Source organism: Lactobacillus sp. ESL0785 (assembly GCF_029395455.1).
Lineage (GTDB): Bacteria > Bacillota > Bacilli > Lactobacillales > Lactobacillaceae > Lactobacillus.
The window spans coordinates 481,493-505,048 of sequence record NZ_CP113916.1 but is presented as its reverse complement, the minus strand read 5'-3'; the positions used below and the strand labels follow the sequence as shown (position 1 = coordinate 505,048).

The window sequence follows — 23,556 nt, the reverse complement described above, 5'->3', positions numbered from 1 at the left end:
GCTCTTCAGCTTAACCTTTTTCTTTAGGTAAAAAATTAATAAGGAACTACCTTAACTGTAAAATTACCTTGTTTGACATATTGATTCTTACCAACAATATAATATTTCTTACTGCCAATCTTGACGGCATCACCATAAACAGTGACCTGCTTGCCACGTTTCAAGGCCTTCTTGTTAGCCCGTTTGCCTGCGCCATTGTAAATATAAGCATTGTGAATTAGACTAAATTTTTGTCCAAAAATATTAGTAGCTACCACATAGTATCCGTTGGTTAGCTTAGCAAATTCACGACCGTTAATCGTTGTTGTCCCAACAACTTCCACGACTGAACTAGTAGTCAAGGTTGCCTGCCCAACACGTTTACCTTGGTCATCATATAAGTATGCATCATGCATTATCCACTTTTCGTTTTGTGCTAATACTACATTAGCACTTGGTGTACTGGTATTTGTTGTCAAGCCAAAGTTAACTGCTTTGACATATTGACCAGCACCAACAATGAAGTATTGCTTGCCACCAATTTTGACAGGATCACCATAAGTAGTAAATTGTGCACCCTTCTTGAGCAAAGTCTTACCAATTCGTTTACCATTCTTATTATAAATATAGGCATTACGCGTCAATTTTTGCTTAATACCAGTAATATTACCAGCAGCTAAGTAGTACTTATGACCTTGATTTTTCAAGACAAAGTAACTTTGACCGTTAATCTCTTGTGTACCATAAGTCTTAACTATTGAGCCAGCCTTTAGCACTACTTTATTAACTCGCTTACCATTTTCATCGTAAAGATATGCATTGTGCAATAAAGTCTGATCAGTTCCTACTGAATCTTCTGGCTTAGGAGTTGACGTGGTTGGTGGAGTAGTTGTACCGCCACTAGTTGGATTACCGGTAACTGCAGCCACAATATTGTTAATTGCCGTTTGGCCATTATTCAAAGCATCATTAATTTCACTAGCATTAGTTGCACCATCAACTTTATCCTTGGCTGTATTCAAAGCATCTTGAACTGCCTGCTTCTGTTCATCCTTTTCGGCTGCTGACAAACTTGAATTATCAATTGCCGTATTTGCTGCAGCAGCAGTTTCGTCTAACTTATCCTTGGCTTTGTCTTTGGCTTTGTCTATACCTTGGTTTAGATAACTATTGATATCCTGAACCGCGTTAGTACTTAGATCATTGATCTTGGCTTCTTTACCTGCAACATCCCCATCAGGTTGTGTCACACCATTAATTGCTGCAATTGCTGTAGCCGCTGCTTGATCAATTTGATTAAGCAAGTTGGTCTTATCAGCTGGGCTAAGCTGATCATCAGGAATGTTATTAACGTTGTCCTTGGCTGCTTGTGCAGCTGCATTGACCTTTTGTTCAGCGAGAAGCTTATTCAAAGCAGTCTTACCTTGATCGTAAGCAGCAACTGCTTCTTCCAAGTTACTTGCTGATTTCAAGCCATTAATTCCAGCTTCAATATCATTAATTAAAGCACTATATTTAGCTTTTTCCTCAGCAGTTAAAGTTAAGCCTTGATAACTAGTTTCTAAGTCAGTAGTATTTTCAATTTCGTGATTGAACCATGGATAGCTATGAGCATTATCTTTATTTAAAACATCCTGAACCTTACTGATTGCCCCATCTTTAGCAGCTGCAAGTTCAGTATCATTAGTTGTCGCCAAGATTGCTGTCTTAATACCATCGTAAGCAGTATTAATATCAGAAATTGCAGCTTCCTTTTGTTCAGGAGTCAAACTTGATTTATTAACGATTGCAATTAATCTCGCTTGTTCATCCTTAACCGCATCTAGGGCTTGACATTGGCGACCGGCAAATTCAGCTGCTGTCGTAATCTCATCAAGTTTCGTTTTACCACTGGCTAATTCTGCATCAGCTGCACTAACATCAGATGCTGTTAAGATACTATCCTTAGCGGCATCAACCGCAGTTTGAACAGCATCTAACTCCTTTTGTTGCTTATCTGCTGGCAGACCTGATTGTTCAATCTTCTGCTTAGCATCTGCTGCGTAATCTTCAAGCTGCTTAATATTATCTTGCTTATGTTCATAAGTTGCTTGATCAGCTGCTGCACTATGAGCAACTGCAACAATTTTGTCAATTCCTGCTTCACCAAAGTTAACAGTTTCACCTGCTGTAGCAATACCCTTTTCAGCATTCTCCACTTGCGTCTTAGCTGTTGCTAAATCAGCAGTTGTAGCATTAGCCGGCAGTTGTACATCGTTAATCTTGTCAACCGCCTTCTTACGAGCAGCTTCAACTTGTGCTTGTAAGTCAGCCTTATGCTCATCAGTTAAGTCCAAGCCACTGATTTCAGTATCTTTAGCAGCTGCATAAGCATTGATAGCAGCAATTTGCTGGTTCTTTTCAGCTATCAACTCAGTTGGCAGAGTTGCATTAGTAATTGCTGATTCTCCAGCAGCCTCAGCTGTAGCCAAAGCAGTACTATCAGCAGCACTATTAATCTTAGAAATTGCATCATTTAATGCAGCATCAATCAAGGCACCAGCAGAATCTAGTTGATTACTACTCAAGAATGGATGATTAGCATCCGCTGGATTATTAGCAATTGTTGTCAAGTGTTCCTTAGCGGCCGCAGCTTGATCTTGCAAATCTTTGATAGCCTCTGCCTTATCAGCAAACAAATTACTAATATTTTCAATTGCAGTAACACCGTCATTTTTGGCATTAGTCATATTAGTAAACGGATCTGAACTGTCCTTAGCTTCCTTAACTTTATCAGCAGCCTTAACACGTTCATCTTCAACTTCGGCCTTCATCTGTTGCTTTTGTTCTGGAGTAATTCCGGAAAGTTGATCAATTGCAGTATTAGCTTGCGAAGCTGCTGTTTGCAGGGCCTGTAAATTATTATTAAGGGCTTCTTCAACAGCTTGGGCTGCACTAACAGCATTCAAAGCGGTTGTTCCCGTTGCTTCAGCTTGATTGACTTCCGCTGGTGTAGTTGCTTGATTAATTGCCGTAATTGCGTTATCCAAAGCAGTTTGAACTTGATTAGTTAAAGCAGTATATTGCTCATGGTCAAGTTTACCATCTTGATATGCTTGGTTCAGATCTTCTTTCAATTGATCAGCATGTTCCGTTAATTTGTTTTTAGCATCACTAGCAGCTTCTATTAATTCAGAATCTTCACCATGATCTTTAATATTCGTAATTGCTGTTTGACCGGATACTAAAGCAGCATTAACACCGGGTTCATCCGTTGCAGCATTAACATTATTCTGTGCTTTTTCTAATTCACTAGCAACTAAACTCTTCAGTTCATCCTTCTTAGTTTGACTAACAGCTAAAGCATCAATTGCCGTAGTTGTTTCTTGAGCAGTCTGTGCTAGCTCTTGATTAGCAGCATTCTTCTTGCCTTGCAAATTAGCATCAACTAGTGCTTGATTAATGTTAGTAATTCCTGTGTGCTTTTCGGCAGCAATTGTGTTAGCATCTTGAGCACCATTAATTGCAGCAACTGCTTGATCATAAGCATGCTCTGCTTGCGCCTTGTAAGTTAATTTTTCTTCAGCAGTTAAATTATTATTATTGCTAATTTGGGCCAAGACACCCAGATTAGCTGACGTACCATCACCATTTAATTCTTTATCTAATGCAGCAATTGCATCATCCTTGGCACTATTTAGTTCAGCGCTTGTCTTAATATTATTAATTCCCGCAATTGCTAATTCCTTAATATTGTTAACTTCTGTCGAACTAGTAGCAGCATCAATATTAGTATTAGCGGCTGTTTGAATTGATTCTGCCCGTGTCTTTTCAGCGGCATCAAATTGAGCAGCATCAATTGCATCTTGAATTGCCTGCTTAGCAATCCGTTTATTAGCTTCTAACGTTGCTAGACTGACTACTTGGTAAATGTTTGACTTACCTGTATCTTCTGCACTCGTTACACCAGCGACATTAGATGCAGCATTAATTGCAGTATTCGCAGCAACAGCAGCAGCATCAATTGCCTGCCGAGCAGCTGCCTTTTCTGGCTCTGTCATGCCCCGACTTGGATCATCAAGCTGTGATTTAGCATTAGCAACAGCAGCCGCAATTGCTTGATTGGCAGTATTTTTAGCTGCGGCTAAAATTGTATCATTTTCAGCTTGCAAAATAGCCGTTTCACCAGCTTGTTCAGCTGCCTTAATGTCTGCCAAATTATCCTTAGCAGCAACATTTGCTTTTGCAGTATCGCGAGCAGTATTAATTGCTGCTGTTGCAGCCTGCTTATCCTCATCTGTCATGTCTGCTGCATTAACCCGATCAACTGCCTCTTGAGCAACTTGATCCAGTTTATCTTGATATTCTTTAATCGTGGTATCCAAGTCACCAGCATCAATCAGAACATTTTGCATCTGGTCAATTCCCGTGTCACGCTCAGTATTTACTTGCGCAATCGTTGCTGGGTTAGGATTGTTAACCTTGTTAACAGCAGCAGTATAGAAATTATTAACCTTAGCAATTAGAGCAGCCTTACCAACATTATCAATATTATCTAAATTATTGATGGCAGCAATCACTGCTGTTTGTTTTGCCTGCAAAGCTTTCTCAGCAGCAATCTGAGCCGATTTCAAATCAGCAGCATCTTTAACTTGGTTAATTGCATCCCGACCATTAGTGGCAGCAATTGCAACTTGGTCTTTAGTTGTTGCTCCAGTAACATTGGCCTTGGCCTGATTCAATGCAGCATCAACTTGGCTTTCGTAAGTTAATTTTTCATCAGGGCCTAAGTTAGCATCATTTCTAATGTGTTCCTTAACCATTTCTGCCAATTGATTTAAGCCAATTGGGTCACCTTCATGATCAATTGCATCATTCTTTGCAGCAACAATTTCTTGATCAGCAGTATCTTCTGCATCAACTGCTACACCGTTCATCGCGTTAATACCAGCAGTTTTATCAATGATAATTTGCGTGCTAGTTGTGTCTGCATTTACCTTTTCAGCAGCAGCAACATAAAAGTCATCGATTTGACCTTTGAGTTGAGCTTGTTTAGCGGCATCAATCTTGTTGGCAGCAGCTAAAGCATCAATCTTTTGTTTATTAGTAGCTTGAGCTGCCTGCAATTCTGCTAGTGCCTGTGACTTAGCTGCGGCCAAATTAGCAGCAGCTTGAACTTGAGCTATCTCAGTTTTGCCTGCAGTTGCCGCACTTGTGACTGCTTCAGGAGTAGTTGCCGCATTAACATTATTCGTTGCCGCCGTTAATTTTTGATCAACTTGCTGCTTATAGCTTTCCTTTTCACTTGAACTTAATTGATCATCTGGAATCGCATCAATTGCTGCTTTAGCTTCTTGGGCTGCTTGATTAAGTTCACCAATCGCAGCACTTTGAGCTGTTTGCAATTCCTGATTTTGGTTATGCGCCTGTGACACAATATTATTAATATTGGTTTCAGCGGTTGTTTTGGCAGTGTCAATGGCTGTTGGCGTAGTTGCAGTTCCTATTGTACTTGCTGCTTGATCAACTTGATCTTGCACATCTTGCTTGGCTTTTGCCTTATCTTCAGCACTCAAACTTGTTTGGTCAATTGCTGCATTAGCATTATTTTGTGCCGTATGCAGTTGATCCATTGCTTCATTACGCAATGAAGCAATAGTTTGTTCTGCCAGTAAAGCAGACATTGCTGCAAGACCTTGAGTTACAGCATCACTTACTTCAGATTGACTTGTAGCGGCAGCCACCTGATCTCCATAACCAGTATGTTGGCTATTAGTCAACAAGTCTTTAGCCGTTTGAATTGCATTGTCACGTTCTTCAGCACTCAGGCCAGAAAGGTTATTCAAGCCATTCTCAATTTCTTTTAACTTTTGATTAAGCTGTTCTTGCGCACCAACCTTGTCAATTGCAACTAACCCAGCAGTCGTTACTTGCTCTAAATTAGCACTCGTAGTTGTGTCACTTGTGACATTAGTAATTGCATCGTTTAAAGCAGTATCAATGCCTTGATTGATTTTGTCAACAATTGCTTGATTATCACTTGATCCAGATATTGGATACATTGCAGCATATTCTGCCTTTTGATCATCTGCTTCTTTTTGTAATTCAGTTAAAGCATTTAACTTATTAATTGCATCTTGAGCTTCTTGCTTTTTAGTAGTTAAATCAGCTTCACTAGTTGCATAATCAAGTGCATTAATCTTTGCTTGGGCAGCAGTTAGTGCATCTTGAACTTGTGAATTAGTACTACTTTGCAATGCATCATGAGCCGTATTATAGGCATTTTGTAAATCAGTCTTAGCTGAACTGTGGTAAGCTGAGACGATTTGGTCAAGAGCAGCCTTCCCAGCAGCTAAATCACTAGTACCGTGATCAATCTGATCTTCATAGGTTGCTGATTCACTATCCAATTGGTCAGCCAAACTTGGATATGCAGTCTTTAAATCATTTCTGTACGTCCGTAAAGCTGAAACTGTATTAGCAGTATCAAAAACTTTCTGCGTATTTGTTTTTGCATCTTGATAAGCTTGCCCAGCAGTATCTAAATTATCTGCTGCTGCAATTGCACCCAAACCTGCACTAGAAGCTGCTTGCAATTCATCATCATACTTAGTCTGTTGTGCTGATGACAAAGCTAAAGTATTCTTAATTTCATTTGAATTAGTATTCGTATTCGCTGTCACAGCTGCTTGTGCTTTAGTCTTAAACTCAGCTAAAATATTATCCTTAGCCGTAGTCACAGCAGTATTAATATCTGCACCAGTGGCAGCATCAATCGCACTATTTGCCGCATCAACATAAGCCTTGATTGCTTCATCTTCAGTTGTACCCAAATATTGATTAGCCTTTTGAGCATACTCGGCAACTGCTTGTTTGGCAATAGCACGGGCAGCTCCTGCATTCTCCGTTTGGGCATCTATTACTTGCTGATTAATGGCAGTAATTGCGTTATCACGACGCGTCGTAATTTCAGTATTATCTGTTGTCCCATAAACTGAATCAGTCGAAGTTGGGTCATTAGCCGTTGACTTGGTGACCCACTCATCAATTGCATCTAGATATGGTTGTGCCTTAGTGGGATCTGAACCCAATAAAGCATTTATTTCTTGCTTAGCTGCTGTAGCGGCATCGTTAATTGCCTTAGCTGCATCTGCTTGCCGCTTAGGTATTAGTTCAGCTGCGGAATAGAGTTTTGCAGTCTGCGGATTTTGCGAGTCTGTAAGTGATGGGTCACCTTCAACGAAATTCTTCGTTGCCGTTAATGTGACTACACTACCTGATGTAACACCAGCAAGCTGACTACTTGGAATTGTTACCGTAAACTTAAACTTACCTTGATGATCGCCACTAGTTTCCGCAGTCGCTGCAGAAACCGCTGCATATTTAATTCCTTGATCTGCTTCTTTATGGTATGGACTAGTTACTGTACCCACGCGGCTATTATTTGGCATTACTGCTGCAATGTATGCATCACCTTCATTCGCATAACCAGTAATTATTTCATTACCATCATCATCAATTGTAATATCGTTCTCATTAATTGGATCAATTGTTAAAAAGCCTTCATTGGCATTAATAAATTCTAAAGTTGGCAAATTTTTATTATTAATTAATGCAATCGCAGCATCTTCATCGCTTGGACTAATCCCTTCAATTGCATTACTTAAAGTTGATATCGTACCAGTGCTATTACCTTTAAAGCCGAACGTTCTGAAGGCCTTAGAAATTGTTTCACCTGGCTGCTTCAATCTAACACTGTTAAGCGTGAAGTTACCTGTTGAAATGATATTAGCTAAATCATTCGAACCTCTATCAAGCAAGAAATCATCGGGATTAGTGATTGTCGTGCCACTACCAGGATTAAGCAAGGTTAATTTACCAGTACCTGGATTAGCAGTTAATTTGATCCTAAAATCACTGCCAGTGATTGCAGAAGTACCACTAATATTCATTAAGGTGCCAGCAAAGTTGCCCATATTGGACCCAGTAATATTAAAATAAGCTTTCTTGCCAACGGTTAAATTACCACCAATATTAACTAAAGTATTTGCTGGTCCTCTTTTAGACTGATCACTAATATTACCGTTAGTTACAATATTTAAATTACCACCGTCTTCAACAGTTAAATTCGAGCCGCTATCTGCTAAATTAATTGCTTTAGCCTTACGATTATTAATCGTACCAGTATAATCAGTTGTCCCACCAACATTGATATTAATCGTACCACCTCGTTGAATGTCAACTAAGCCTTTTCCACTGTAAATTAAAATCCCATTAGCAGAGTTACTATTTTCAACACTATTAGGACTATCAGGCATTGCTCCACCTTTAGGATTCAAAGTAACGTTAGCACCAGTTTTAACAATTACCTCGTTATCATTAGCCAGTTGCACACCATTAATTGTATCAAAGCCGGTTGACCCATTAGACATCTCAATAACGTTGCCACTATATGTTGTCCCTGTAAATTGAGTGCCATCCTCAAAAATTAACCGGCCACCTTCATTAGTAAATTGAAATAATTGCTGAGTAGTAGATTGGGTATTATAAGTTCCCCAACTATTGGTATAACTCTTAACTGTTTGCGCTGTATTAGTGCCATAAAAATGCACTTCAGTATGAGCACCAACGTACATCATCTGCGAGCCAATAAAATCAATATCCTTAAAATTAACAATTGCTCGCGTATTACTACTTGTTTGCATCAAGCCAAAATAGGTCTGACTATAAATTTTCAAGTTCTCATAAGTTACGTTTACATTAGGTGTGATATTAAAGTCTCGTGGTTGATACATTTGAAAATCAATCGTGTAACGTGGATTATCAGCAGGATTATCTGGATCAGTAACTGCAGATTTAATTACCAAGTTTCTAGTAGCAACCCGGATATCACCGAGACTATAAGTAAATGCTTGAATATCATTAATAATATTAATTTCATGAATATTACTATTATTGTAAGCTGCAACTAAGCCAGTCCATGAACCAACGTTAACAGAGGATTCTGTCGTTGTTGCCAAATTGAGCGTTTCCAGTAAGCCTTGAGCTTGTGGTGTTTGTTTTTGTCCTTTAGTAACTGAATTAGTTGCAGGCTCTTTAGCAGTTGTATTAGTTTCTGCAGCTGAAGTAGTTGGTGCATCATTAGTAGTGGGATTCTGATCAGTTGTTGTCGCCGCTTCAGTTGGTTGTGCTGTCGTTGAATCATCAGCAACAGGCTTAGTTGATTCATTATTATCTGATGAAACTGTTTTTTCTTGTGTACCAGATTTCAAAAAAGATTTCAAATTTGCATAGGTGTCTAATTTCACATCATCTTTTACAGAAGTATTCTTTGCTGCAGGCTCCTGTTTGGAAGTGACTGAATTACCATCAGCTGTTGCCTCCGGCTTAGTTTCATTTGCACTTGTATTCGTCTGCTCAACTTGTGTTTTAGCTGGATCAACAGCGTCAGCCTTAACTGTTTGCCCTTTTACTCCCATAAAAGTAAAACCCAACAGGACCGAAGCTGTTCCTACAGTGAGTTTTCTAATCGAAAAACGGTCTTTTTTAGATTGTAAGTCAATTTTTCCCAACTGTTCTTTATAGTTATTTTTTCCTAACATATTTCTACTCCTATATTAGCTATACAAAAATGCGTTATTTATAAGCGCTTTCTAAACTTTACAAATTAATAATATAACCTAAGATTTTTATTAGCAATAAATCAGCTTTGTAACTATATGAAACAATGCTTTGGGCATTTTAAGTCTAATATAATTGGGTTTTTAGGATAATAAAAAACAGGAAAATGTCGATTTTCCTGCTAAAGCAAATATTATTACTGTCATTATTTACATTGAAGTTATCAATAATTTTCAAGCAAATATATTGATTGATAGCATTAATAAAAATAAAAAAATAGTGTTATCAATCTACCAGAAAAATAACACTATTAATTTATTCACCAACGTAAAATTCAATTCGCTTTTGTAAATTCTTAAAAGTAACTGGGCAATAGTCGCCAATTTCACCATCTAAATTAACCGGTAACTTTTGACCAATACTCTTACCAACTAACTCAATTTTTAAGCTCCGAGTTTTAGTATAAATAATATCCGGGTCATCTACATGTTTGCCATTCAAGGCTAACGCAATCAGCCGCAACAATTTAACTGGATCAGCTGGTTTAACAATGATTAGTTGAAACAGGCCATCACTAAGTTGGGCATCTGGCATAATTTGTTCAAAACCACCAATCGAATTAGTCATCCCCAGCAGCAGCATTGACAATTTACCTTCATAAACACCCGCATCATAAGTTAAACGCAATTCATTTTCTGTTAAATGCGGTAGCATCTCTGCACCCTTGATTAAATAGGCAGTATACCCCAAAGCTGATTTAATTTCAGACGGAACACCATAAGTTAATTCTGTCAGCGACCCACATGCAGCAATATTAATAAAATATTGCTCTTCACCAGCAAAGTTTGCTTGACCGATATCCATCTTGCGTGTTTTATTATTTAAAATCACTTCAGCAGCTTCGCCAATATTATCTCGCGGAATATTCAAGGCACGTGCATAATCATTAGTTGTTCCTGCTGGAATAATTGCCATTTTCGGTCTTTCTTCCAAAAAGGCAATGCCATTAACCACCTCATTAATCGTGCCGTCACCACCAGCGGCAACAATCAAATCAAAGCCTTCAGTTGCTGCCCGTGTAGCTTCTTTTTGCGCACTTTTTTTGGCTGGTGTAGTTCTAAAAGCACTTGCTTCATAACCAACACGTTCCAAGACGTCCAAAATATCAGCGACATTTTTAGGCATCTGTTCATGACCAGATACAGGATTATAAATCAGCCTTGCTTTTTTAGTCATAGTTACACCTTATTACTTAAAAATTTTCATTAGCGCTTATTTAATTCTTCATTAAGCAACTTATTGATTACCTTTGGATTAGCTTTACCACGAGTTTGTTTCATGATCTGGCCAACTAGATAACCAATTGCTCGATCCTTCCCATTCTTAAAGTCTTCAACTGATTGCGGATTGTTGTCAACAACCTTCTTAACCATTGGTGCCAAGACACTAGTATCAGATAATTGCACCATGCCTTTATCTTCAACGTATTTCTTGGGATCAGTACCATTGGCAATAGTTTCAGCAAAAACCTTCTTAGCAATTTTAGAAGAAATCGTACCATCTTTGATTAACTTAATCATCGCAGCTAAATGTTCCGGCGTTAATTTAATCTCACTCAAGTCAACACGATTATCATTTAAATAACCGTTAACTTGTGTGTTCATCCAATTAGCAGCAAGTTGAGGATCAGCACCTGCAGCAACTGCCTGATCAAAGAAATCAGAACTTTCTTTAGTTTGCAATAAAACCTTAGCATCATAATCTTTTAAGCCAAAATCAGTAACATATTGGCTATAACGCTCTTCGGCAGACCGTGGCAACGTCTTAGCGATTTCATCAATCCAATCTTGACTAATATGATCAGGCGCAATATCTGGCTCTGGGAAATAACGATAATCAGCGTCGCCTTCCTTAACCCGTTCTAAGACAGTCTTACCTGTTGCTTCATCAAAACGACGGGTGGAAAGTTGAACCCGACCACCGGATAACAAAACTTGAGCTTGCCGCTTTTCTTCATAAGCTAAAGACTTACGTACGTGCTCAAAAGAGTTCAAGTTCTTCATTTCTACCTTGGTGCCTAGTTCTTTTTGACCAGCAGGGCGAATGGAAATGTTAGTATCGACCCGCATTGAACCCTCTTCCATCTTAACGTCAGAAGCACCAGTAAATTGTACAATCTTACGTAACTTTTCTAAGTAAGCATAACCTTCATCAGGATCAGCAATTTCTGGTTCAGAAACTACTTCTAGCAATGGCACACCTTGACGGTTCAAGTCAACATAAGAAAAGCCATTGGTTCCGTGGGTGTTCTTACCTGCATCTTCTTCAATATGCATTTCATGAATACCAATACGCTTCTTCTTACCATGAACCTCAATTTCAACATAGCCATCACGAGCTAATGGTTGAAAGAACTGCGTAATCTGATAAGCCTTAGGACTATCTGGATAGTAGTAATTTTTTCGGTCAAAATGCGTTGTCGGCAAAATGTGAGCGTGCGTAGCTAAGGCAACCATAATTCCTAAACGATAAACGTCCTTGTTAACAAATGGCAAGACACCAGGCATTGCCCAATCAATGACGTTTGTTTCTGTGTTAGCTTCAGCACCATAACTTACTGGAGAAGGTGAGAAAATTTTACTCTTAGTTTTTAATTCGAAGTGAACTTCGAATCCAATTGTTGATTTAAAATTCATCAGTTAATCCTCCATTCCTGCTGGTGTTTTTTCATAAAACTTATTCGTCCGTTCAATAAAGTCAGCTGTCTTAAAAATGCTGCCTTCATCAAAACGCTTAGCCATAATTTGCAAACCTACAGGCATCCCATCAACTAAACCAGCGGGAACACTAGCAGCTGGAATACCGGCTAAATTGGCAGAAATTGTTAAAATATCGTTATTGTACATTTTAATTGGGTCAGAAATCTCACTACCAATGTCAAATGCTGGCTCTGTAGTTGTTGGCCCTACCATGACATCATTATTAGCAAAGATTTCATCAAATTCATCACAAATTAAGGTTCTCACCTTAGCTGCTTGTCTAAAGAAGCGGTCATATGAACCAGCTGACAAGGCAAATGAACCTAACATAATCCGCCGCTTAACTTCAGTACCAAAGCCTTCTGAACGTGACTTAACGTAAACATCAAGCAAGTTCTTAGTGTCCTCAGCCCGGTAACCATAACGAATACCGTCATACCGCTGCAAGTTAGATGAAGCCTCACTTGAAGCAATAATGTAATAATCAGGAACAACATATTTCGTTAATGGCAATGAAACTTCACTAATAATTGCACCTGCATTTTCCAAAGCATCAATTTGTGCTTGAATAACCTTGCGCATTTCACCATCAACGGCATCCATATATTCCTTAACAACTGCAACACGTAATCCCTTAACATCTTGACCAATAAATTGGGTAAAGTCAGGTACTTCTCTTGTAGATAAAGTTGAATCATGTTCATCGCTACCGGCAATAACATTCAAGACCTCAGCTGCAGACTTAGCCCGTTTACTCATAACCCCAATTTCATCAAGTGATGAACCAAAGGCGATTAAGCCCCAACGTGATACACGGCCATAAGTTGGCTTAATACCGAAAATTCCATTAAAGGCAGCCGGCTGCCGAATCGAACCACCAGTATCTGAACCTAAAGCCGCAACAACTTGACCAGAAGCAACAGCAACAGCTGAACCACCGGATGAGCCGCCAGGCACCTTATCCAAATTCCACGGATTATGTGTTGCACCAAAATAGGAATGTTCAGTTGAAGAACCCATTGCAAATTCATCCATGTTAGTTTTACCAACAAAAGTTGCTTGGGCCTTCTTCAATCTTTCAATAACAGTTGCATCATAAACTGGAATATAGTTGTCCAAAATATGACTGGCAGCCGTAGTCTTAACACCATCAGTAATGATGTTATCCTTAATAGCAATTGGAATCCCAGCCAATTTATTCTTCGCAAAGTCTAAATCAGCTGCAGGCTTCGCGTCTTCTTGAACTGTAATCCAAGCATTCAGCTGGTCGTCAGTCTTCTTAATATTTGCTACAGTATCTTGTGCAAGCTTTTCAGCTGACAAGCTGCCTTGCGCAAGTTTTTCATTTAATGAGTCAATATCTTCATTTAAGTAGTTCATTACTCGTCCTCATCTTTATTAATAATTACAGGAACCTTAATAAAGCCATTAGCTTGTTCAGGAACATTCTTCATTAATTCAGCACGGTCTTGCCAATGTGCTGGCTTATCTTCTCTAAAAACAGTATCACGATCAACTACTTGTACTGTTTCACTGACACCATCAGTATTGACCTCTGATAATTGATCAGCCATGTTGATAATCGAATTCATTTGTTCGGTAACCTTACCGATTTCGTCTTGATTGAATTCAAGCCGCGACAAAACTGCTACGTGCTTGATTGTGTCTTCTGTGATTTCCACTGTTAGACCCTCCTTATTCACCGCCATAAATATGGACTTGATAACTACTATCTCCTGTTTCTTTAGCAACTAATGCCTGAATATCATTAACTGAACCAATCTTTATCTCAATCGGTACATCATTTGCTAAATACTTTTTCGCTGTTGATAAAACGAGCCGGGTAAAACTCTGCACCTGCTCATACCCATAGAACTGAGTCGTAATTGAAATATTTTCTTGGCTTAATTTACCATTTTCATAGCGTAATATTGCTGTTACACCACTGATATTCGGGAAATAATTTTGAATTGATTCCTTAAAGCTATTAAAACTTGAAGCATCACTACTATTAATTGCCTTTTTATTGCCAACAGTCGGCAGTACTTCCGCCTGTGCGGAAATAGATTTCCATTTAGTTATTTTACTACTATTAGCAGCCGCTGTCCCGCTCAAAAAGTATGTTCCGCCAACTAATGAATCTTTACTAGTTTTAGAAAATAATCCAATAGTAATCGGAATTTTCTTCAATGCCTTACGTTGACGCAAGCGCATCACTATTTGTTCAGCTGCAGTTTGCCCAGCAGTGGTTTGAGCAGTACGAGAAATTTGTTCTTGATATTCGGGACCACCCGTTGTTTTTTGATAATAATCAATCGAATTCATGGCTAAGCCAATACTAATTCCACCAATATGGTAATTTGAGCCCGAGCCTGTCAAATAATCCTGCTCTAATATTTCTTCTAAATAAAACGGCTTATAATGCTTCTTTTCTCCCTGCTCAGGATTAAGCCCTGAGGGATTCGACTTAGACTTCCGAGCCAACCAATCATTAGCAGTAGCGGCACTAATATACTGTCCTTCTTGAAAAACATAAGAATTAGTTGAATATACGCCCTTAGAAATTTGAACAAGACCCCGTTCAATTTCACGGGTATCAACTGAATTATCATTACCAGTTGCAGTTAAGCCGGCAATAGGACTAGTAACATAGTGACCATTCTTTAACAAAACAGTATAGCCATTATTTCCCGTATCAGTTGTCTGATATGTTTTCGTCTTAGTATTTGACGTTTTTGCATTATTAGCTAAATCCGAATTTTTTAAATTACCACAAGCTGTTAATGTTAAAGCTGCTGCCAAAAGTACCAAAATGTGCAAAAATTTTTTCAATTTAGTTATTCCTTTGCTTTATTTGAGCAATTGCTGCTTCCTCAGTTAAAACTGGTACTCCCAGTTTTTGAGCTTTGGTAAATTTAGAGCCCGCATCCTTACCATAAATAACATAGTCAGTCTTACTTGAAACAGAACCAGTAACCTTTGCCCCAAGTGACTGCAGCTGCTTGGTAAATTCACTACGCGTATAATGCGCCAATGAACCTGTCAGAACAACCTTTTTATCCTTAAAATAATTATCTGGAATTGCAGCAGACTCTTCAGCAGTTACACCAAGATAAGCCATATTAACGCCACTCTGTACCAATTCATTAATTAATTGCGTAACTTCGGGCTGAGCAAAATAAGTTGTGAGCGATTCAGCAATCGTCATGCCTATTGTAGCGATTGCTGCCACATCTTGCACGCTAGCTGCCATAATCTTTGTCATATTTTTAAATTTTTGGGCAATTAACCGCGCAGCTTTTGCACCAACATGATCAATTCCCAAACCTGTTAAAAGCAGCTCCACCGAGTTTTTCTTAGAATTAGTAATTGCGGTCAACAGATTATTAATTGATTTTTCCTTAAAATGATCTAACTTAGCCAAATCCGTTTCATCTAACTTATAAAGGTCGGCAACATTATGCACAAGTTCATTACTAATTAATTGCCGCACAATTTTCGGCCCTAAACCATCAATATTCATTGCCGGACGTGAAGCAAAGTGGGTAATCCCCTCCTCAATTTGAGCAGGACAAGATGGATTAACGCAACGCAATGCGACTTCACCTTCAAGCCTAATTAACTTTTCGCCGCAAGACGGACATTTAGTTGGAATTGGATATGGCAGCGCATCTTTAGGTCTTTTAGCTAAAACAACTTGTGAAATTTCCGGAATAATATCGCCAGCTTTATGCAGCAAGACTGTATCACCAATGCGGACATCCTTTTCTTTTAGTAAGTCGGCATTATGCAAAACTGCATGGGAAACCGTTGTTCCCGCAAGCTGTACTGGATCCATAATTGCTGTGGGAGTTACTACCCCTGTACGCCCAACTGTCCATTTTATTTCATGAACCACTGTTTCCTGTTCTTCTGGTGGAAACTTATAGGCAATTTCCCACCGCGGTACCTTAACAGTATTGCCCATCGTCTTTTGCAGACTAAGGTCATCAACCTTCAAGACAATTCCGTCAATCCCATAAGACAACGTATCTCTTTTAGCAGTATATTCGTCAATAAAAGCAAAAATTTCGGCCATTTTTGCCAATTTTTGCCCCGTTTTATTAGTATGGAAACCCAGCCGCGCCATTTCGCTAATTGCCTGATGCTGACTGGTAATTGCTTCAGGTGGATTAACCCACGTATAAATAAAAGTACTTAAATGCCGCTCTTTAGTTATCCGCGCATGCAATTGTCGCAGTGAACCAGCAGCCGCATTACGCGGATTAGCAAAAGCAGCTTCACCTTTTTCATCACGTGCTTGGTTCAACTTTGCGAAGGCATCCTTATCCATATAACATTCGCCACGCACTTCGGTCGTGATTTTTTTCGGTAACGTTTGGGGTATATCTGCAATATAGCGTGCATTAGCTGTTACATCTTCACCCACTTGACCGTTACCCCGCGTTGAAGCTCGCACCAGCTTACCTTCTATATATTCAAGATCAATTGACAAACCGTCAATTTTTAATTCAACATTATAAGCCACTGGATGACCAACTAGCTTTTGCACACGGTCATCAAATTCCTGTAATTCCTGTTTAGAAAAAACATCTCCCATTGACAACATTGGAATTTCATGATCAACTTTGGTGAACTCAGAGTTAATTCGACCGCCAACTCTTTGCGTAATTGAGTCCGGTGTTACTAACTGAGGAAACCGATGTTCGAGTTCAACTAACCGCCGATATTTTTGATCATAAACATTATCTTCAACCTGCGGTGCATCCTTAGTATAGTAAGCCTCTGCCCACTCATCTAATTCTATTCTAAGTTTGATAACCTCTTTTTGGGCTTCATCAAGAGTTAAATCTGTCATTTTCTTCCTCCTGACTAAATACTATTAAGTTAATTATACCTTTTTAATTGGGGCGAAGGCTGCTAAAAGCCGCTTAATTCCCTTGCCTGTGAAGGCAATATCAAGTTCCATGTCCTCACCTGTCCCGTTAACCTTAGTAACAACACCACGACCCCAAGACTTATGTTCTACTTGGTCACCGATATTCCAACCCTTCTTTTCAGCACCAACTGCTCCTGCTGGCTTAACTCTTGGAGTGTAAACTTGAGCTCGCGCCCGTTCATCAACCTTAGCAAAGGGAGCTGTTTGAGCTTGAAAGTCACTGGCAATAATATTACCAGCATTGGGATTTTCAACTTCTAAGTCCTTAGCGTCAATTTCTTCTAAAAATCTTGAAGGGGGATTATTCTGCATTCGACCAAACATCATTCGCGAATATGCATTAGTCAAAAACAGTTCCTGTCTAGCTCGGGTAATGCCAACGTAGGCTAGCCGGCGTTCCTCCTCTAATTGATCATCTTCTAATAAAGCACGAGAAAGTGGAAATAACCCATCTTCCATACCAATTAAGAAAACAACTGGAAATTCCAAACCTTTAGCAGCATGCAAAGTCATCAATGCCACTTGCTCATCATTATTAGCTAGATCATCTTGATCACTCAATAATGAAACTTCTGCCAAAAAATCACTCAACGGATTGCTATCATCATTTTCCGCTTCGTATTGTTCATCAAAACGTTTAGTAACTGATAAAAATTCATCCAAGTTTTCCAGCCTAGTTGCAGCCTCAATTGTATGTTCAGCTTTTAATGCCGCTGTATAGCCAAAATCCTGTAAAATCTTTTCTGTCAATCCAGTGACACTATGATCTTGAGCAAATTTAATTGCATCGCGTAATTTAACACCAAAATCAGCCAATTTAGCAGCCGCACGCGTTGAAATACCTGCGTTTGCTAAATTAGCAAATGCTGCCAATAATGATAAATTGTTTGCTTGAGCAAAAGTCATGAATTTATCTACTGTCACTGCACCAATTCCGCGTTTAGGAACATTGACGATCCGATTAAAGCTCAGAGCATCACTGGGATTAGCTACCAGTTTAAGATAAGCCATAATGTCCATAATTTCTTTGCGATCATAGAACTTGTGACCGCCAACTATCTGATAAGGAACATTTGCCTTCACAAAAGCCTCTTCAACCGTTCGCGATTGCGCATTAGTGCGGTACAAAACCGCAAAATCTTTGTAAGAACGCTTTTTTTCCTTAAATTCTTCCTGAATTTTGCTAATGATAAAATGAGCCTCATCATCACCACTTTGTGCTTTATAATAGGTAACCTTGGCACCTTCGCCTTGATCAGTCCACAAATTTTTAGCTTTTCGATTATGATTATTCTTAATAACTGCGTTAGCAGCAGCTAAAATATGACCAGTTGAGCGATAATTCTGTTCCAATTTAACTGTCTGCACACCAGCGTTTTTATAATCCTGCTCAAAATTCATGATATTTTCCATATTAGCTCCGCGCCAACCATAAATTGACTGGTCAGCATCCCCAACAACACAAATGTTTTGGTACTGCGCTGCTAATTCATGACATAATTCGTACTGTGCCTGATTGGTATCCTGATACTCATCCACAAGCAAGTAACGAAATTTATTTTGATAATAATGAAGAACCGTCGGGTCTTTTTTGAACAATACCAAAGTCTGCATGATTAAATCATCAAAATCCATAATTTGGTCATGCTTGAGGCGTCTTTGATATTCCGTATAAACTTGAGCTGTTACTTTGTCAAAAGGAGAACTCGCACTAGCAGCGAAGGCATCTGGCGTCAATAAATCATTTTTAGCATTTGAAATCGCTGATAAAATTCTCCGTGGTTCGTACATCTTGGGATTAATATTTAATTCCTTAGCAATATGCTTAACTAAAGTTAACTGCTCTGCCGAATCTGCAATTGAAAAATTATGACTATAAGCAATCTTATCGGCATCACGGCGTAAAATTCGCACACATAAAGCATGAAATGTTGACATCCAAATATCATTAGCACTTGGTCCCAACAGTTTTTGTTCCCGTTCGCGCATTTCACTAGCTGCTTTATTGGTAAAAGTAATTGCCAGAATATTCCACGGCAATACCTGCTTTTCTTCAACTAGGTAAGCAATTCGGCGCGTTAAGACTGAGGTCTTGCCTGATCCAGCACCAGCAACAACTAGCAAAGGTCCTTCAGTAATTTGGACGGCCTTTTTTTGCTGCGGATTTAATCCTGCTAAAATTGATTCTTCGCTCATTCTAATTCCCTTCACAAAATTTTTTTCATAACTATTTTATTGTACCAAAAACCAAGACAAAATCCGGCTAGTAGCCTTTTAATTATCAAACCGGTCAAGATTATACTGCTTGATTAAATTAATCAACTTGTCGGCGTAATCGGGATCAGTCGCATAACCATCTTGCACAAGTGCGTGTGCCTGCTTTTGGTAATCTTTAGCAGCCAAAACATGCCGGTATTGCTTGTTATTCCAACTAGTACCCTTCTGAAAAAGTTCTGCATGGGCACGAATTGATGCTTCATAAGAATCATAGATTTGAAAGCGCGCCTTAACAACAAGCCATTTATTCTTAACGTATTCTTTAGTTGTCAACACTGCCGAGGTATTGGGATTAGTACCCTTAACGCCAAACAGATTATTATACTTTTGTGACAAACTACTCTGACCATAATCACTCTCAAGACAAGCCTGAGCAATCGTAATACTTGGCAGTAAATCATATGATTTATCCACTTCTTTAGCAATTGGACCAATTTTTTTAATAAATGTCTTATGCTGCTTGATAATTTTTTCTCTTGCTTGCTCGCGCTCTAACTGTTCCTGTCGAATTTGCTCCGATTGAATTGCCTGTCTACGATAATATCGTAAAGCCACAAATGCAATTATTAATAAAAACAAGATAATAAACGCGCGCAAAATAATTTGCCAACTTGATTGTGTCTTATGTTTACGTCTTTTTGCCATGAAAATTTCCTTACTTAAAAATGTTTACTTTAAGTATAACCTGTCTAGAGAAATAAACTATGCAATGTAATTAATTTTTAAAACAAAAAAAGGATCTTCTTCATCAAGAATATCCTTTTGCCCAACAAAAAATGGAGCCTAAGCTCCATCATAGTTAGTGCGGGCAAGAAGACTCGAACTTCCACGATCTAAAAACGATCACAAGATCCTTAGTCTTGCGCGTCTGCCATTCCGCCATGCCCGCAACACAATCAATACTATAACGCAAAATTGTTTTCAGCACAAGACTTTTCTTCATCTTTTTTCTAAAAGTTAGTCAACCATCTGCTCTTGAACGTAACGCGCGTATAATTCATGTGTTGCTAACAGTTCATGGTGCGTGCCTTGTCCAGTAACACGACCATTTTCAATAAAGTAAATTTGATCGGCATCGACAATTGTTGACAACCGGTGTGCAATTACCAAAGTCGTCCGTCCTACCATTAACTGATCAAGAGCCTGTTGTACCTTACCCTCTGACTCAGAATCAAGACTAGCTGTTGCTTCATCCAGCATCAAGATTTTGGGATCACGCAAAAAGGCACGTGCAATTGCCAAGCGTTGCTTTTGCCCACCTGAAAGTTTGATCCCACGTTCACCGATTTCCGTTTCTAATTGATGTGGAAACGCACGTACGAATTGCTCGGCATAAGCTAACTGCAACCCATGCCATAATTGAGCTTCCGTTAATTCATGTGTTAAACCGTACTGTAAGTTCTCCCGAATAGTTCCAGAAAAAATCGCACTGTTTTGAGAAACATAACCAATTTGTGACCGCCAATTGTGTAAGTCAATTGCTGCAATATCTTGCCCACCAATTGTAATTTGGCCACTTTCTGGTTGATAAAAGCGCTCCAATAAAGCAAAAATTGTTGATTTGCCACCACCACTAGGTCCCGCAAAGGCAATTACCGTATTAGGCTTGGCAGTAAAAGAAATTTCATGCAGAACCGGTTCATCTGGCTCATAGCTGAAGACTAGATTGCTAGCAGTTAAGTTTTTACCTTCTACATTAATTCGTTTATGTCCCATTGCTTGTTCTGGCTTTAGCTGCAGAATTTCTTGAATCCGTTCGGTTGAACCCATTGCTTTTTGTAATTGTGAAAAGAAAACTGCAAAATTGCCAACTGGAGCAATCACGTTAAATAAGTACAAAATAAAGGCTACTAATGTCCCAGAAGTCAAGGTGCCTTGGCTCATCCGCACAATACCATATGCCAAAATTCCGGCAAAAACGGCCATCATAATCGTTGTCATAATTGGCTGCAAAACTGCTTCAACCCGCGCATCCTTAATTCCAATCGCAAAAATCTGAGCAATAAAATTTTCGCCGCGTTCTTGCTCAATTTGTTCTCCATTACTGGCCTTAATTAAGCGCATATCGGCCAATTTTTCACTAACATCACCATTAAAGTTAGCCGTAGCTGTTTGCAGTTTTCGCCCTAATCGCGCCATGATTCGCCCTACTGGCACAAAGACAGCCACAATAAATGGCACACTAATAAACATTAATGTAGCCATTTGCCAATCCATTATAAATAGGATAACAACTGAAAATACCAATTGAATTGCACCCGTAATAAAGTTAGGAAATTGGGAAGCAATTAAATCCTTAATCACGCCAGTATCATTAACTAACCGCGAACTACTTTCGCCAGCCTTATTAACATCAAAATACGCTACCGGCAGGCGCAAAAGTTGCGTCCACAATTTTTCTCGTAAATTTTTAACTGCACTCTCACCAAAATAACGCAAGACATAACTGCCAATTGTTCCCAAAATAAGCTGCAAAATAAATAGTCCAACTAAAATAACTAGCACGGTAAAATTAAATTTTGTCAAGCTGCTCGTGTCAATCAGCTGCTTAGTCAACAGTGGCAATATTAAATTAGCACTACTAGTAATCAAGCTAAAAGCAAGTCCTAGCAAAAATAACGATTTTTTTAGTTGCAGAGATCTCAGCAAGTGAAAAAAATCTTTTAGCTTAACCCGTTTTTCCTTGTCTACTTTTGACTTAGACACCATTTAATTACCACTTTCTTATTTGTATTTTTAACTATATTTCATCATCTTCATTATGCCAAAAATTATGCCAAAAGTCTCGGTTATATTCGCACATTTTTTCATAATCTTCTGGGTTGCATCGTGCAACATTATTATCACAATCATAATGGCAGCTACGATGGTGCCAGTTTCTTATTTTTCGGCGACAAGTGCGCATTTCAGCTGGAGAGTCATCATTCTGTCTTAACCTACGCCAATTCATCATTGCTTCCATTCGCGCAGTCGGATCTAAAAAGCGCTCTGTTTGCTGGCGAAAATCCGTATCCCAGCCAGTTGCAATTTTTTCTAAATATTGACTAAATTGGTCTTGCTCAGTAGCAGTAAGACCTGCAAAAAAATCATTTTCAGAATTTGGGCTAGCCAATTCCTCTAATTCGGCAAGTGTCTCTTTGCCTGCAGCCGTTAAATAAACCCGCTTAACTCGCTTATCATCTGCATCAGTTTCACGGCGTATCTCACCTTTTATTTCCAGCTTTTTCAGTAATTCAGCTAATGAACCCGGCTTTAATGCCAAAACTTCAGCTAAATAGTTTTGCGTTAAGCCATCTTCAAGTTTTAACACTGCCAAAACTCGTTTTTGCCCCGAAAGTGGCCGTTGATTTTGATGCAAAAAGTAACGACTTGCACGCATAATAAATTGCAATTGATTCATTAATTTTTGCCCAGTTTGTGTCATAATAGCTCTCCTTTATTTAATTGTGTCACGTACATAATACTACTAATTCAAATTATAGTTAGGTACCTAATATTTTGTCAAATAAAAATAGCTTTAAGATTGTACAGTGCCTCTTAAAGCTACTTTTATTTTTTAATTAAACTTAATTGCGCACCACATTTGCCGCAACTATATCGGTGAACGTTTATTTTACGAACTCGGAAATATTTTTGCCCGCACTTACGGCAGACATAGACATATTTAGCCTTTTGCTGGTGACGTAAGCCAATATCAGGGGCATAACGCAGACCACCAACATGCCTAAGCAATAATTTAAAGTCAGCATCACGATGACGAAAACCGCGACCAGCCAAGTGTAAATGGTAATGCACTAGCTCATGTTTAATAATGCCAAGTAGTTCTTCATGATATTGCGGTGCTAAAAAATGCGCATTAATTTCAAGATGATGATCAGTTAAATGATACCGACCGCCGGTCGTTGTCATTCGCCGATTAATCTTAACTCGATGGCGAAAACGCCGACCAAAATATTGCAACGACAGCTTTTCAACTAACTGTTGTAACTCTTGCTCCGTCAT

12 protein-coding genes and 1 tRNA gene are annotated in these 23,556 nt (G+C 38.9%); all 13 read right to left on the bottom strand.

Annotation, left to right across the window (positions count from 1 at the left end; translation table 11 throughout):
• Positions 1–35: 35 nt before the first annotated feature.
• The gene (locus OZY43_RS02525; protein ID WP_277165645.1) at positions 36–9,560 is read right to left on the bottom strand and encodes a DUF1542 domain-containing protein; all 9,525 of its coding nucleotides are present in this window, start codon (positions 9,558–9,560) and stop codon (positions 36–38) included.
• 334 nt (positions 9,561–9,894) lie between these two features.
• Positions 9,895–10,815 (bottom strand): diacylglycerol kinase family lipid kinase, encoded by a 921-nt coding sequence (locus OZY43_RS02520; protein ID WP_277165643.1) that lies wholly within the window; start codon positions 10,813–10,815, stop codon positions 9,895–9,897.
• 29 nt (positions 10,816–10,844) lie between these two features.
• Entirely contained in the window at positions 10,845–12,275 is a 1,431-nt protein-coding gene (gatB, locus tag OZY43_RS02515; protein ID WP_277165641.1) for an Asp-tRNA(Asn)/Glu-tRNA(Gln) amidotransferase subunit GatB, read from the bottom strand.
• A 3-nt stretch (positions 12,276–12,278) separates the two neighbouring features.
• Positions 12,279–13,718 (bottom strand): Asp-tRNA(Asn)/Glu-tRNA(Gln) amidotransferase subunit GatA, encoded by a 1,440-nt coding sequence (gene gatA / locus OZY43_RS02510; RefSeq protein WP_277165638.1) that lies wholly within the window; start codon positions 13,716–13,718, stop codon positions 12,279–12,281.
• Positions 13,718–14,020, bottom strand: coding sequence for an Asp-tRNA(Asn)/Glu-tRNA(Gln) amidotransferase subunit GatC (gene gatC / locus OZY43_RS02505; protein WP_277165636.1), 303 nt, complete (start codon positions 14,018–14,020; stop codon positions 13,718–13,720). Before gatC ends, gatA begins: the two co-directional genes overlap by 1 nt.
• Before the next feature lie 13 nt (positions 14,021–14,033).
• Positions 14,034–15,170, bottom strand: a complete 1,137-nt coding sequence (locus OZY43_RS02500) for a CamS family sex pheromone protein (RefSeq protein ID WP_277165634.1) — start codon at positions 15,168–15,170, stop codon at positions 14,034–14,036.
• Position 15,171: 1 nt separating this feature from the next.
• Positions 15,172–17,196 (bottom strand): NAD-dependent DNA ligase LigA, encoded by a 2,025-nt coding sequence (ligA, locus tag OZY43_RS02495; protein WP_277165632.1) that lies wholly within the window; start codon positions 17,194–17,196, stop codon positions 15,172–15,174.
• A 33-nt stretch (positions 17,197–17,229) separates the two neighbouring features.
• On the bottom strand, positions 17,230–19,473 hold the full coding sequence (pcrA, locus tag OZY43_RS02490; protein WP_277165630.1) for a DNA helicase PcrA: 2,244 nt from the start codon (positions 19,471–19,473) through the stop codon (positions 17,230–17,232).
• A 78-nt stretch (positions 19,474–19,551) separates the two neighbouring features.
• Positions 19,552–20,199, bottom strand: a complete 648-nt coding sequence (locus OZY43_RS02485) for a glycoside hydrolase family 73 protein (RefSeq protein ID WP_277165628.1) — start codon at positions 20,197–20,199, stop codon at positions 19,552–19,554.
• A gap of 158 nt (positions 20,200–20,357) precedes the next feature.
• Positions 20,358–20,443 (bottom strand) — tRNA-Leu (locus tag OZY43_RS02480).
• Between the two features lie 68 nt (positions 20,444–20,511).
• Complete coding sequence (locus OZY43_RS02475; RefSeq protein WP_277165626.1) at positions 20,512–22,263, bottom strand: ABC transporter ATP-binding protein; 1,752 nt, start codon at positions 22,261–22,263, stop codon at positions 20,512–20,514.
• 31 nt (positions 22,264–22,294) lie between these two features.
• Positions 22,295–22,978, bottom strand: a complete 684-nt coding sequence (locus OZY43_RS02470; protein ID WP_277165624.1) for a MarR family transcriptional regulator — start codon at positions 22,976–22,978, stop codon at positions 22,295–22,297.
• Between the two features lie 125 nt (positions 22,979–23,103).
• Positions 23,104–23,556 (bottom strand): SprT family protein, encoded by a 453-nt coding sequence (locus OZY43_RS02465; RefSeq protein WP_277165622.1) that lies wholly within the window; start codon positions 23,554–23,556, stop codon positions 23,104–23,106.